Annotated in this window: 12 protein-coding genes, 1 tRNA gene and 1 pseudogene; 5 read left to right on the forward strand and 9 right to left on the reverse strand. The window is 65.7% G+C overall.

Going from position 1 to position 13,192, the window contains the following annotated elements:
- The first annotated feature begins 21 nt into the window (after positions 1 to 21).
- The 5 genes from ACNQQL_RS20170 to ACNQQL_RS20190 are packed head-to-tail and all read left to right on the forward strand — an operon-like array spanning position 22 to position 5,363.
- Complete coding sequence (locus tag ACNQQL_RS20170; RefSeq protein WP_347065232.1) at positions 22 to 366, forward strand: SdpI family protein; 345 nt, start codon at positions 22 to 24, stop codon at positions 364 to 366.
- Positions 367 to 416: 50 nt separating this feature from the next.
- Entirely contained in the window at positions 417 to 1,112 is a 696-nt protein-coding gene (locus ACNQQL_RS20175; RefSeq protein ID WP_347065233.1) for a hypothetical protein, read from the forward strand.
- A gap of 19 nt (positions 1,113 to 1,131) precedes the next feature.
- Positions 1,132 to 2,151, forward strand: coding sequence for a radical SAM protein (locus ACNQQL_RS20180; protein ID WP_347065234.1), 1,020 nt, complete (start codon positions 1,132 to 1,134; stop codon positions 2,149 to 2,151).
- Positions 2,152 to 2,155: 4 nt separating this feature from the next.
- Positions 2,156 to 3,262 carry a methyltransferase gene (locus ACNQQL_RS20185; RefSeq protein WP_347065235.1) on the forward strand — a complete coding sequence of 369 codons (1,107 nt, stop codon included), beginning with the start codon at positions 2,156 to 2,158 and terminating at the stop codon, positions 3,260 to 3,262.
- Between the two features lie 22 nt (positions 3,263 to 3,284).
- Positions 3,285 to 5,363, forward strand: coding sequence for a peptidase domain-containing ABC transporter (locus tag ACNQQL_RS20190; protein ID WP_347065236.1), 2,079 nt, complete (start codon positions 3,285 to 3,287; stop codon positions 5,361 to 5,363).
- Here the strand turns inward: ACNQQL_RS20190 and ACNQQL_RS20195 are convergent.
- The 9 genes and pseudogenes from ACNQQL_RS20195 to fdxH form a co-directional block, all read right to left on the reverse strand.
- A complete protein-coding gene (locus tag ACNQQL_RS20195) occupies positions 5,360 to 5,974 on the reverse strand; it encodes a GNAT family N-acetyltransferase (RefSeq protein ID WP_347065237.1) in 615 nt (204 codons plus the stop codon). The two genes, ACNQQL_RS20190 and ACNQQL_RS20195, sit on opposite strands and share 4 nt — an antisense overlap.
- 382 nt (positions 5,975 to 6,356) lie before the next feature.
- Positions 6,357 to 6,536, reverse strand: a pseudogene (locus ACNQQL_RS20200) (type IV secretion system protein VirB9); the annotation flags it as partial.
- Positions 6,515 to 6,877 carry an Arm DNA-binding domain-containing protein gene (locus ACNQQL_RS20205; RefSeq protein ID WP_347065238.1) on the reverse strand — a complete coding sequence of 121 codons (363 nt, stop codon included), beginning with the start codon at positions 6,875 to 6,877 and terminating at the stop codon, positions 6,515 to 6,517. The gene ACNQQL_RS20205 and the pseudogene ACNQQL_RS20200, both read right to left, overlap by 22 nt.
- 170 nt (positions 6,878 to 7,047) lie before the next feature.
- Positions 7,048 to 7,143: transfer RNA gene (locus tag ACNQQL_RS20210), tRNA-Sec, on the reverse strand.
- Between the two features lie 32 nt (positions 7,144 to 7,175).
- Positions 7,176 to 9,101 carry a selenocysteine-specific translation elongation factor gene (gene selB / locus ACNQQL_RS20215; protein ID WP_347065239.1) on the reverse strand — a complete coding sequence of 642 codons (1,926 nt, stop codon included), beginning with the start codon at positions 9,099 to 9,101 and terminating at the stop codon, positions 7,176 to 7,178.
- Positions 9,098 to 10,537, reverse strand: a complete 1,440-nt coding sequence (gene selA / locus ACNQQL_RS20220; RefSeq protein WP_347065240.1) for an L-seryl-tRNA(Sec) selenium transferase — start codon at positions 10,535 to 10,537, stop codon at positions 9,098 to 9,100. The genes selB and selA overlap by 4 nt, the downstream gene beginning before the upstream one ends.
- A gap of 74 nt (positions 10,538 to 10,611) precedes the next feature.
- Complete coding sequence (gene fdhE / locus ACNQQL_RS20225; protein WP_175958748.1) at positions 10,612 to 11,547, reverse strand: formate dehydrogenase accessory protein FdhE; 936 nt, start codon at positions 11,545 to 11,547, stop codon at positions 10,612 to 10,614.
- Positions 11,548 to 11,653: 106 nt separating this feature from the next.
- A complete protein-coding gene (locus tag ACNQQL_RS20230; protein ID WP_059599523.1) occupies positions 11,654 to 12,280 on the reverse strand; it encodes a formate dehydrogenase subunit gamma in 627 nt (208 codons plus the stop codon).
- Positions 12,277 to 13,191, reverse strand: coding sequence for a formate dehydrogenase subunit beta (gene fdxH, locus ACNQQL_RS20235; protein ID WP_034179967.1), 915 nt, complete (start codon positions 13,189 to 13,191; stop codon positions 12,277 to 12,279). The genes ACNQQL_RS20230 and fdxH overlap by 4 nt, the downstream gene beginning before the upstream one ends.
- Between the last annotated feature and the right edge of the window lies 1 nt (position 13,192).

Raw genomic sequence — 13,192 nt, forward strand, 5'->3', positions numbered from 1 at the left:
TCCTGCTTTTTTGGAGTAGCGGTGAAAGCACTTCCGGACTGCTTACTGTATCTGATCGCGAGCGTCGTCCTGCTGACCCTCGCCGTGCCGCTCGCGCTGAACCAGGTCAAGCCGAACCGCCTGTACGGCGTTCGCACGAAGGCGACCTTGAGTTCTCCGGCGATCTGGTACCGGAGCAACCGCAGGTTCGGCATCGCACTCGTTGCTGCAAGCCTGACGTACATCGTTGCAATCGGGTATCCCTGCGCGAAGGGTATCGAGGTATCACGCGTGCTCCTGCTTGTGGGGTTCCTGCTGGAGGTCGGCGTACCGGCCTTCGTCGCGCTGGTATCGCTGGCTAACCATGACCGAGGACGGACAAAGTGAACGAGCAACTGGAATTCTTCAACCGACTCAACCACGTACGCGCAAAGATCGTGCTGTCGCAGGACGTCTCTCGACTCTTCCGGCTGGAACCCGTCGAGACGCTGCGCCAGTACGGGCTCGATTTCGTGATGCCGGGCGGTACCGGCGAGATGCTGTTCTCCGACTATCTCGAACGGATCTCGCCGGCCGCCCGCGCGGTGATTCTCGGCACGATTTACCGCAACCGGCGCCGCGACCTGATCCGCGTGGACGGAGGCGACGGCGGAGACGGGGGTGATGGCGGCGACGGGGATGGTGACAGTGACAGTGACGACGATGAAGACGACGATACGGTCGCATCGATGGCCGTCGCCGTCGCGAATGTGGGGGTCGTCGCAAATGCGATCGCCAACGCCAATGCCATCGCCAACGCCAACGCGAATGCGAACGCCATTGCCAATGCGAACACGGTCGCGGCCGGCGCATACGACGGCGGCGATCTGTCCGGCGGCCAGCCGATCCACGTATCGAAGTTGTCGATCGAGCCACGGCTCTTCGAACGTCTCGAAGCGCATGGCCTGAACGTCTACCGGCAGCTCGCGCTGATACGCCATGCGGCGCGACGCTCGATCAGTACGTCGGGCGCGCATGATGCGTCGGGCCACATGGCGTTTTCGTATCGCGACATCGTGATCGACATGGAAGTCGCCGTCGACGGGGACACGACGAGTGTGGTGCGGGCCGACATCGGCCGGACCATTCAGTAACCGGGCCGAAGGAGCCTTCGTGCGCCACGTAAGCCAGCTGACCGTCCTGACGGCAAACCAGTGCACCGCCGCGTGCGGCCACTGCTCGATGAATTCATCTCCGCAAAGAAGGGAGCGGCTGAGCTATCCCGCGATCCGCAAGGTGGTCGACGACCTGCTCGACGCCCGCGGACTCGGCATGGTCATCTTCGCCGGCGGCGAACCCACGCTGCTGAAGCAGCATTTGCTCGACGCGATCGCGTTTTGCAGCGCCGCCGGCGTTAAAACGCGCCTCGTGACGAACGCGTCGTGGGCCATCACACGAGGTGCGGCCGAGCGGACGATCGACTCGTTGCGCGAGGCCGGGCTCGATGAAATCAATTACAGCGCCGACGATTATCATTTGCCGTTCATTCCGTTCCGCCATGTCGTCAACGCGTGGCATGCAAGCAAGGGGAAGGGCTTTGACAGCGTCGTCATTGCGAACTGCTATGGCCCGAACTCGACCTTGACGTCCGATTCGATACAGGAACAGCTCGGAGAAACGCTGGCGGTCTATTGGGACGAAGACGGAACGCACGCGCCGCTGCCCGAGCCGGGCACGGATGGCACGCGCTATCTGATCTCGAACGCACGCCTGCAGCGACTGGGCCGCGGCCGCACGATCGATGACGCGGAACTGATTTTTCCGGCCAACCAGGCGCTGCTGAACCTGCCCTGCCCATGGGCCGTCACGAGCGCCGCGCTGTCGGCGCAAGGCCATTTACTCGCCTGCTGCGGCACCGAAGCCCACGCGAACGAATTCCTCGACTTCGGCGACGCCCTGACCGAACACGCCGGCACGCTCGTCGAGCGCACGCGCGGGAACCTTGTGGTGCAGGCCATCGGGCGGTTCGGCCCGCTGTTCCTGATGAACTTCGTCAAGCTGTTGACGGACGAGCCGCTTTTCGCCGAACGCTACAGTTCCGTGTGCGAGGTATGTGAGGCCGTCGTCCACCATCCGCGCGCGCGCGAACTGCTGAACGCGCACCTCCATGAACTCGCCCCACTTCTTGGATAAGCCCATGACCGCACTCCACTCCGCAGCCCAATCTCCGTCGCTTGTCGACGTCAGGCAGTATCTGGAGCGGGTCGGTTATGCCGAACTTTGCGCGAGCTTCAATCCGTTGAAGCCCCGTGTCGAGTCATGGTCGAAGGCCGTCGACTGCCTCGTCGATCGATCGCTTGCCGGCATCGTCAGGCTGCTGCTGCTCGGCAAGCCGGTCGACAAGGACTGCCTGGACGGCACGACGCTCGCGCACCTCGAACCGCTCGTCGAGTTGGGTATCGTCGACGATCACGGCAGCCGGCTGCAGACGCGGGGGCTCGTCCTCTATGTCGTGCTCGGCATCTGGTTGTTCTTCGACCTGCCTTGCGTCGATCCGCGTGTCTACTACGGCGACGATTCGTTCGCGCTATTGAACCGACTACGTCCCGCGCAAGGCGGCAGGACGCTCGACCTGTGTGCCGGCCCAGGCGTTCAATCGCTCTATTGCGCGCGCGTCGCGCGCCAGGTCGTCTCGGTGGAAATCAACCCGTTCGCCTCCTCGATCGCGATCATCAATCGCGAGATGAACGGCGCGACGAACTGGCAGGTCGCCACGGGTGACCTCTACGACGCACTCGAGCCCGGACAAACCTTCGACCACATCGTCTGCAACCCGCCGTTGCTGCCGTTCCCCGACGACGCGCGCTATCCGTTCGTCGGCCACGGCGGCGAGGACGGCTGGACGATCGCATGGCGCGTGCTGGACGGCCTGCCCACGTTCCTGCGTGCCGCGGGCCGCGCCCAACTGGTCGGCACGACACTCGGCGACGGTGTCGAGCCCATCATCACCGATCGGCTTCGGGCATTCGCACGTAACGCACGCATGGACTGCCATCTGTATGTGACGTCGCACGTGCCGCTTGCGCGCGGAACCGAGTATTTCGAAGGGTTGACTTGGTCGGCCGCGGCCTCGGAAAACGTGCCCATCGATCGCGTGCGGGACCGCCTCGAAGCGTTTCTTGCCGAACGCGACGCAACACATCTCGTGAGCCACTATCTGCAGGTCATGCACGGGACCGGAGAGACGAAGGTGATCGATCTCGTCACCGACGACGCGCCAACGGGCGAACTGTGGTACCGATGAGAGCGGATCGCGACACTGCCCGATGGATCTCGGTCTTCATCGTATCCGGACGTCGCTGAAAGAAGCGCTCGTCGTCGAAGCAGGTGCGTCTCCGTCTTCGGACCTGCTAGCGTGCGTCGTCGCTCTCGCGAACCACCGCGGCGCGAATCTGAGCTTCACGAAGCTGCAAAAGTTATTCCTCGGTTCCTCCGGCCTCGACGAGCGCGGCGCGGTCGGCCGCGTCTGCGAGCTTGCCGGCGTGGTGCCGCGGCAAATGCGTATCGGTCGCACTGCGTTGCGCCATGTACCGCTTCCCGTCATCGTCCGGTCGCCGGCGCACGGCTACGTCGTGTTGCAACAGGTCGGGCTGCGGTTCGCGACGGTGGCGATGCCGAACGAGGGCAACCGACGCCTGCCTCTCGATCAGTTGGGAGGCGACACGCTGGATGTGCTCGACGTGCACTTGCCCGCGAGAGAATCGACGCGAGGCAACGACGTGCCGTGGCGGTACCGCGATCTGCTGGGGAGGATTCGCGGCAAGGCGGCGAGCGGCGTGCCGATTCTCGTGCTCGGGCTGTGTCTCGAAGCGTTCTCGCTCGTGCTGCCCCAGTATGGACAACTCGCCGTCGATCGGTTCATTCCATACGACGACCGCCTGTTCCTGATGCTTTTGTCGGCGGCGTTCCTCGTCGTGGTGCTGCTGCGCGGTCTGACCGACCTTGCCCGGGGATGGGCTCTCGCCGTCGCGGGCGCATCGATCAACGTGCAGTGGATGGGGACGGTATTGCGCAAGCTGCTCGACCTGCCGCTCAGCTTCTTCGCCGGCAAGGAGGTAGGCAACCTGACGTCGCGCTTCAACGGCGTATTCGGCATTCAAGGAGCGCTTGCCGCGACGGTGTTCGAATCGCTGATGGACGCCCTTCTCGTCCTCGTCACGGCGTCGATGATGCTGTTCTATAGTCCGCTGCTGACGCTCCTGCCGTGCGTCGCGATCATCGCCTATACGGCCACGCGCGCGGCATTCCTCTATCTGTTGCGCACCGCATCGACCGTCGAGACGCAAGCCTCGTCGGAACAATCTTCATTTCTGATCGACATGCTGTCCAACGTGCAGACCGTCAAGCTCGCCAACTCGACCGGTCGATTCTGGAGCGTCTGGATGCAAAAGCTCGTCGCGCAAAAGAACGCCGGGCTCAGGACGCAGAAGTACCATTTGCTTTTCAAACTTGCCCGCGATGTAACGTTCGGCACCGAACGCATCGTCGTCACCGGCATGGCCTGCCTGTTAGTCTCCGGCGGCCACTTCTCGATGGGCATGGTGTTCGCGTTCGTCGCGTACAAGGAGCAGTTTTCGCATCGCGCCGCGCTGCTCGTCGATCGCTTCTTCGACATCCGCGCGCTGCAGTTCCAGACGAGCCGGATCGCGGAAATCATGAACACCGCGAACGAAGTCCGCGCGCATCACAATCTGCTCTCCGACGTCGCCCAGACGGTGACGTTCAAGGGCGTCTCGTTCCGCTATCGAGGCATGAAGCCGCTGTTGTTCGAGCAACTGTCCTTTTCGCTGCGCGCGGGCGAAACCGTCGCGCTTCATGGCCCGTCCGGCTGCGGCAAGACGACCGTGTTCCGGTTGCTGCTGCGCATCCAGGACGGTTATAACGGCAGCATCCGCATCGGTGATCAGGAACTCGACACGTACGGCGGCAACGAACTTCGGGCGCTGTTCGCGTCGGTGCTGCAGGACGACGGTCTTTTCGAGGGGACCGTGCTCGACAACGTGTGCCTTTATGATCCCGATGTCGAGATGGCGCGCGTGATCGATGCGCTGCGACTCGCCTGCGTCGAGGACGAAGTCAGGCGATTGCCGAAAGGGCTCCATACCGTTGTCACGGCCTCCGGCGCCCCGCTCTCGAGAGGCCAGCGCGATCGCGTGCTGATTGCCCGTGCGCTGTATCGGGCCCCGCGCTTCCTGCTGCTGGACGAGGCGACCGGCGGGCTCGACGACGAGACGGCTGTCCGCATCCTGCGCAATATCGCGACGCTCGGGTTGCCGACGCTGGTCATCACACACAGCCCCGCGGTCATCGCGGTCGCAACACGCGCGGTCAGCATCGGTGGCTAACGGTCCGTCTGTTCATCGCGCAGGTTCAACGTCTGCTCGAGCGCGAGCCGCCGCTGCGGCCACTCGTGTGCGACGATGCTCATCACGACCGTGTTTCGGGCGCGACCGTCGGGCATGACACGCTCGTTGCGCAGGATGCCTTCCTCCGACGCGCCAAGCATAGCGATGGCCCGACGCGACGCGTCGTTCGCTTCATCCGCCAGATACTGGACGCGCAGCATCCCGGCGACGTCGAATGCCTCGCGCAACAGCAAATAATTGGCTTCCGTATGGACACGCCGGCGCTGGAACGAGCGTGCCACCCAGACATGACCGATCTCGAGCTTCCGATGCTTGTGCTCGATTTTCCAGCATCGAATGGAGCCGACCGCCCGGTTGTCCGCGGCAAGTCGGATGACGTAGGGTACCGCACGCTCTCGCTGCACGTCGCGCAATGCACGCGCAACGTAATCGCCCATCGCGTCGGGGTGCGGGATGACCGTGGTCGTCGACTCCCACAGATCTCCATCCGCGACAGTCGCCGCGAGGGCTTCCACGTCCGCCTCCCTGAGCGGTGACAAGGTCAAAGTCGGCCCGACGAGCGGTTGTATGAACGCAGTGTCAATGATCACTGTAAAGGAGCCGGGGTTGATCAGCGTAAAGAGGCGTAGTCCAAAGCAAAGTCGTCACTGTTTGCGAAGGAAAGTTGTCACTTCGCCTGCCGATGTTGTCCGAAAGATGCGAAACTCTTGTAAATTCATGACGTTGCACGTCGTGCATTAAAAATGTCACTGCCCACGGCTTTGCAAAGCCCAGTATCAACTCCCACGAGGCACCGTTGAGGTGTCGGCAGCCGCTGCCGCGCGTTGTGGGACAGGGGCTGATCGAGCCGCTCGGTTTTTTCCCGCCTGCTGAGCCTGAGGCAGGCTACTACAGGCAACCCAGAAATGCCGCTGACATACCCACATTAACTTAAATCAACCGGTCTCCACGATTTCCGGCGCGGTTCAATCGTCATTCATCGCCGTGACTCCGCAGCAAACGCTTCACACCGTTGACAGTCGTGCCATCATGGGGCGGCACGCCGTCCATGTCGTAGGCGTCGTTCCAGATTCCCACGACCTCTCCTGCGAGCCGCAGCACAAAACGTTTCCCGACCTCGTGTACGACGATCACATCGCCTTCGACGTGTTTGAACGCTCAGCGGCCGTGCGAAACGTGACGTTCGCGTCCAGCGATAGCTCCAGCCGTTCTCGGCGCTCACGCTCGCGCCGCGTATGGATAGGATCAATCCGATCTCTGACCATTTCCCGATAGCTGGCTGCGAGCTTTCGCGCTTCGCCAAGCGAGACCCGCGACAGCGGCCCAAGTCCCATCTCGCGCACGCGCCCGTTCAGCGTGAACCGAAACACCCACGAGCGCGCGCCGCTGTCGGCGATCTGCATGTACAGTCCGCCGCCGTCGGCATAGTGACCCGGGGTGACTTCCTTGGCGACGCGCAACGCGCTGAGCCGATGCAAGTGTCGTCCTGCCATGCTGCCCTCCTTTCCTACCCACAAAACCCATGTCGCCACCCATGTTTCACGGAAAAATTGTGGAGGACGAGGCCGCACGTCGCAAGCACGTCATTACCCACAAATCCATGCAAAATCATGGAGTTGCGGCACATCAAGGGAAGATCGAGGAACCCCGCGGAAGCCAGGGATGGCGGAAGGCAGCAGGAGTCGAACCTACCCGGGAGTGTCTGACACCCCCAACTGGATTTGAAGTCCAGCCGTACCACCGGATACGAATGCCTTCCTCGGGGAAAACAACCAGAAGAACAACGGGCGCCTACGCCTGAATACCCACCCAACCGCTGTCAGGCCGCAGGAAGTGAAGATCGCGGTGGAAGCGAGTATACCCAACCCGATCGAAGAACTCGAGAATCTGGATCGCACGTTTGCGGCCCAGCCCCGTCGCGTCGCGAAACGTCGCGGCATCGAGCCCGCCGCCACGCGAAGGCGCGAGGTGCGCGACCAGTTCCGTCAGCTCGCGTACGACATCCGCGTGATAGAACAGGTCGCGCACGACCTGGTGCACGTCGCCGCGCCGCGCGAGCTTGCGCAGCAGCGTGCGCACCGCGTCCTCGGCCGCGCCCGTGTCGCGGGCCAGGTCGCGCACCCACGGCGGATCGAAGCGTCCCGCATGAATCAGCGGCAGCAGTTGCCGCGCCAGCGCCTCCTCGCGCGAATCGAGGCTCACCGAATGCGACGGCAGATGCAGCCACGGCCCGCTTCGCGCGACTTCGCCGCCGGACACCAGCGCATCGACGAGCGCGCGCCACAACGCATCGCCGGCAAGCGGCGCAGCCATCCGCCGCAGGCGCGCGGCGTCGAGCCCCTGTTCGTCGGGCATGCGCTCGTGATACGCGCGCAGCGTCTCGATCGCCCGCGTCTGCAGCGTGCGCCAGTGCGCATGCGAAATCACCGCGCCGTCGTTCGACGCGGCATCGCGTTGCCCGATCGCCAGCGCGTCGTCCGGCAACGCGAGCGCGTCCGGCGCGAAACCGGTGAGATGCGTGAGCATCGCGCGCGGGATGCCGAGCGGCGCCTGCGCGAGCAGCGCATCGAGGCGCTTCGCGTCGAGCCACTCGGCAAGCGCATCGAGCCATGCGCGGCGCGCGGGCGTGCGGCGCTTGCGCGCCGGCCCGAACGGATCGAGCACGCGACCGCCGCCGACGGTGCGCGTCGCCTGCGGATTGCGGACGATGAACCGGTCGCCCGGCAGCGCGAACACCGGTTCGTCGAATACCAGTTGCACGCGCATCCGCTGGCCGGCCGCTAGCGTGTCGCCGTCGAGCAGCGCGACATGCGCGACGCGATGCAGTGTGCCGAGATGCACGTGCAGCGGCGCCCAGTGCGTCAGCGTCAGCCCCGCGTCCGCGAGCAGCGTCAGCTCGACGTCCACGCGCGGCGACGTCGCGGCGAGCCGCGCATCGGCGACGGTATCGCCGCGCTCGACGTCGGCCTTGTCGACGCCGGCCAGGTTCAGTGCGCAACGCTCGCCCGCGCGGCCGGCCTGGACCGGCCGGTTCTGCGCATGGATGCTGCGCACGCGCGCCGCGCCGCCCGTGCGCACGATCGCGAGCGTGTCGCCAGTCGCGACGCGGCCCGCGAACGCGGTGCCCGTCACGACGGTCCCCTGCCCCGCGAGCGTAAACACGCGATCGACCGCGAGCCGGAACAGGCCGTCGTCGCGGCGCGCGCGCCATGCGATCGCCGCGTCGGCCAGATGACGCTTCAACGCGGCGACGCCCGGATCGTCCACGGCCGTCGCACGGGTTTCGAAGATCGGCGCGCCGGCCAGCGTCGAATCTTGCAGCCATGCGGCGATCTCGTCGCGCGCCTGGGCGACGCGCGCGGCGTCGACACGGTCGCACTTCGTCAGCGCGACCGCGCCATGCGTGACGCCCAGCAGTTGCAGGATCGCGAGATGCTCGCGCGTCTGCGGCATCACACCGTCGTCGGCGGCGATCACGAGCAGCGCGAAGTCGATCCCGCACGCGCCGGCCGCCATCGTATGGATCAGCTTCTCGTGGCCCGGCACGTCGATCAGGCCGAGCACATCGCCGTTCTCCAGCGGCGTATACGCGTAGCCGAGTTCGATCGAGATGCCGCGCGCCTTCTCTTCCTTCAGCCGGTCGGTATCGACGCCCGTCAGCGCGCGTACAAGCGTCGTCTTGCCGTGATCGATGTGCCCCGCGGTACCGACGATCATGCAGCGGGCTCCGCGGGCGGCACGCATTGCGCGACAAATGCCGCTTCGTCGGCGGCTTCGAGGCAGCGCAGGTCGAGCCGCAGCGCGTTGTCGGCGATGCGGCCGATCACCGGGCGCGGCCATTCGCGCAGCCGCTTCTCGAGCTGCGCAAGCGCGCGGCCGCCGCGCTTGCCGTCCGGCGTGCGCACGACGAGCCCGGCGCTCGGCAGCTGATCGACCGGCAGCGCACCGCTGCCGATCTGGCTGAACATCGGTTCGACCGTCACGTCGAAACCGTTGCCGAGCGCCGCCTGCAGCGCCGGGCGCACGCGCTCGGCGGCCTCGGCGATCTCGCGCTGAGAACGCGTCAGCAGGCGCAAAGTCGTGAGCCGGTCGCGCAGGAATTCGGGCGCCTGGTAGAGCCGCAGCACGGGCTCGAGCGCCGCGAGCGTCAGCTTGCCGACGCGCAGCGCGCGCTTGAGCGGATGTTTCTTGATCTTCGCGACCAGTGCGCGATCGCCGACGATCAGGCCGGCCTGCGGCCCGCCGAGCAGCTTGTCGCCGCTGAAGGTGACAACGTTTGCGCCGGCGGCGACGGTTTCCTGCACGGTCGTCTCGTGCGGCAGCCCCCATAACGACAGGTCGGCGAGCGTGCCGCTGCCGAGATCGACGGCGACCGGCAGCCCGTGCTCGCGCGCGAGTGGCGCGAGTTCGGCGAGCGTCGCCTCCTTCGTGAAGCCGCTGATCGCATAGTTGCTGCAGTGCACCTTCATCAGCAGCGCGGTGCGCGGGCCGATCGCGTCCGCGTAGTCGCGCAGATGGGTACGGTTGGTCGTGCCGACCTCGCGCAACCTGGCGCCGGCGCGACTCATGATGTCGGGAATCCGGAAGGCGCCGCCGATCTCGACCAGCTCGCCGCGAGAGACGACGACTTCGCGCTTCGTCGCGAGCGCCGACAGCGTCAGCAGCACGGCCGCCGCATTGTTGTTGACGACGGTCGCCGCTTCCGCGCCCGTCAGTTCGCACAACAGATCGTCGATCAGGTCGTCGCGATCGCCGCGACGGCCCGTGGCGAGATCGAATTCGAGGTTGACGGGCCGCGTAAGCACGTCGATCACCGCGCGCACCGCTTCGTCGGGCAACAGCGCGCGCCCGAGATTCGTATGCAGCACGGTGCCGGTCAGGTTGAACACCGCGCGCACGGCGCCGGCGCTCTGCGCGGCCAGCGTGCGCGCGACGGCTGCAGCGATGCGCGGCTCGTCGAGCGGCTCGGCCGCCATCGGATCGTGCTGGGCGGCGGTACGCCAGCGTTCGAGTTCGGCGCGCACGGCATTCAGCACGCGCGTGCGGCCATGGTCGGCAAGCAGCGGTTGCAGCGGTGCCGACGACAGCACGCGCTCGACCGACGGCACGCGCGCCAGCACCGCATTCAGTTCATTCACACCCGGTTCGGTCACGTAGTAGTGGCTCCAGTCTCAGCTTCGCAGTCGGCCGAGGCCGGCGCTCGCGCACCGCCCCCGGCCCCGTGCCGTCAATCCGCTTCCCGCGACACATCCGGCCACAGCAGCGGGTTCGGCGAACTGCGCTGGTATCCGGCCTCGTTCATCAACAGGTCGAGCGTGAGACTCGCGAGATCGTCCGCCAGCGGCTCGAACTCGTAGTCCTTCTCCTGGTAGCCGATCTTGCGATAGGTCTTGCACTCGTCGCACGATTCAGCCTTGACGGCTTCGCTGCCGCCCTCGATCCCGTGGTATGCGATGCCCTTCGTCGAATCGCAGTGCGAGCACTTGGTGCGCACCATGTGCCACTCGGTCGTGCACAGCCCGCATTGCAGGAAACGGTAGCCCTGGAACTGGCCACCCACCCGCACGACGCTCGCGACCGGATGCGAGCCGCACACCGGGCACAGCCCCGGCTGGTCGAGATACGGAACGTCGGCCGGCGTCACGCGGCTGGCGAGATCGGTCCACACGACCTGCAGCGCGGCCATCAGGAACGGCGCGGTGGCCGGGTCGACCTCGGCGAAGCGCAGCGCGAGGATCGCGTCGGCCTGCGCGTCGAGTTCGGCGGGCGCCGTCAGGCGCAGCCGGTCGAGCAGCTTCGCGAGCGACGGATTGACGAGCCCGGCGCCTTCGACGCGATCGAGCAGTTCGTACAGCACGGCGCGCCAGCGCGGATCGCGCTCGCCGTCGAGCGCCGGCACGAGCGGCATCGAATGCTGCTGCGCACGCGCGATCGCTTCCTTCGACGGCAGCGGCAGCTCCAGCGTCTGCAATGTCGCGTGCTGCGCGTCGGCGACGGTGGCCATCAGCCGCAGGTAGCCGCTGATCGGGTTCAAGTCGGCAAGCTTGCGCAGCCGCGCGGCGCGCGCCGAAAACGCGGTGGCGCGCTCCGGCAGGCGAAAGCGCGGAATGGCCGAATGATCGAGTGCCGAGATCTCGGTCGGTTCGAGAATGCGTTGTGTCACAGAAATGTATTCCAAATAAACAAGCGCCGACGGATCGGCGCTTCGGGCGGTTCCGACGGCTGACGGAGCGGCCCGCCGCGATCGGCGAGCCGCCCGCTCCGGTGCGTTATTTCACGCTTTCACGGAACCACTTCGGGTGATGCTTGCGGGCCCAGCCCAGCGTGACGGTGCCACGCACCATCGCGCCGATCGAGCCCTTCACCCACAACGCCGCGTAAATGTGCACGATGATGCTCGCGATCAGCACGAAGGCCGCCACGGCATGCACGACAGCGGCCGCGCGGATCACCCCGATCGGGAAGTAGAACGAGAAGTAGCGCCGCCAGATCACGATCCCCGACAGCAGGAGCAACAGCAGGCATGCCACCAACGTAAAGAATAGCAGCTTCTGCCCGGCGTTATAGCGCCCGACGGGCGGCAGCTTGTCCTCCTGGTTGGTCAGCACGTCGCCGATCTGCTTCAGCCACTGCCGGTCGTCCGCGTCGAGCGCGTTGTGGTGCCAGAAGCGCACCACCAGGATCGCGAACGACACGAACATCACGAGGCCGACGAACGGATGCAGGATCCGCGTCCACTGGCCGCCGCCGAACAGCGCGGTCAGCCAGAACATCGACGGATGGAACAGCGCGAGCCCGGACAACGCGAGCAGCACGAACGTGATCGCGGTGATCCAGTGATTCGTACGCTCGTTCGCCGAGTAGCGGACGATCAGGTTGGGGTCGTCGTGCTTCATTTCGCGTCCTCCTTGATGCGTCGCGCCTCGTCGCGCGCGGCCGATTCCTCGTCGTCGCTCACCTCGTTCGGACCGACCCGGACATAGTGGAAGAACCCGGCAAGCGCCGTCAGCGCGATGCCGGCGACCGCGAGCGGCTTCGCGATGCCCTTCCACAGCTTCACCATCGGGCTGATCGACGGGTTGTCGGGCAGCCCGTGGTACAGCGACGGTTTGTCGGCGTGGTGCAGCACGTACATCACGTGCGTGCCGCCGACGCCCTGCGGATCGTACAGCCCCGCATGCTCGAAGCCGCGCTCCTTCAGGTCCTCGATGCGCTCGGCCGCGTGCTGCTTCATGTCCTCCTTGGTGCCGAACACGATCGCGCCCGTCGGGCAGGTCTTCACGCAGGCCGGTTCCTGGCCGACCGCGACGCGGTCGGAACAGAGCGTGCACTTGTACGCGCGATGATCCTTCTTCGAGATCCGCGGAACGTTGAACGGGCAGCCGGTCACGCAATAGCCGCAACCGATGCAGTTCTCCTCGTGGAAATCGACGATCCCGTTGTTGTACTGCACGATCGCGCCCGGCGACGGACACGCCTTCAGGCAGCCCGGATCCTCGCAGTGCATGCAGCCGTCCTTGCGGATCAGCCATTCGAGGTCGCCTGCCGGGTTCTCGTATTCGGAGAACCGCATGACCGTCCACGAGTGCTCGGTCAGGTCGGCCGGGTTGTCGTACACGCCGACGTTGGTGCCGACTTCGTCGCGCAGGTCGTTCCACTCCATGCACGCCGTCTGGCATGCCTTGCAGCCGATGCACTTCGATACGTCGATCAGCTTCGCGACGCTCCCGGTCACCGGTTCGCGCACCGTGGGCGGTGGCGTCGTGGTGGCCGAGACGCGCTTGATATCCAGCGATTGCAATGCCATC

The organism is Burkholderia sp. LFS061 (assembly GCF_047978125.1).
Taxonomy (GTDB): Bacteria; Pseudomonadota; Gammaproteobacteria; order Burkholderiales; family Burkholderiaceae; genus Burkholderia; species Burkholderia pyrrocinia_C.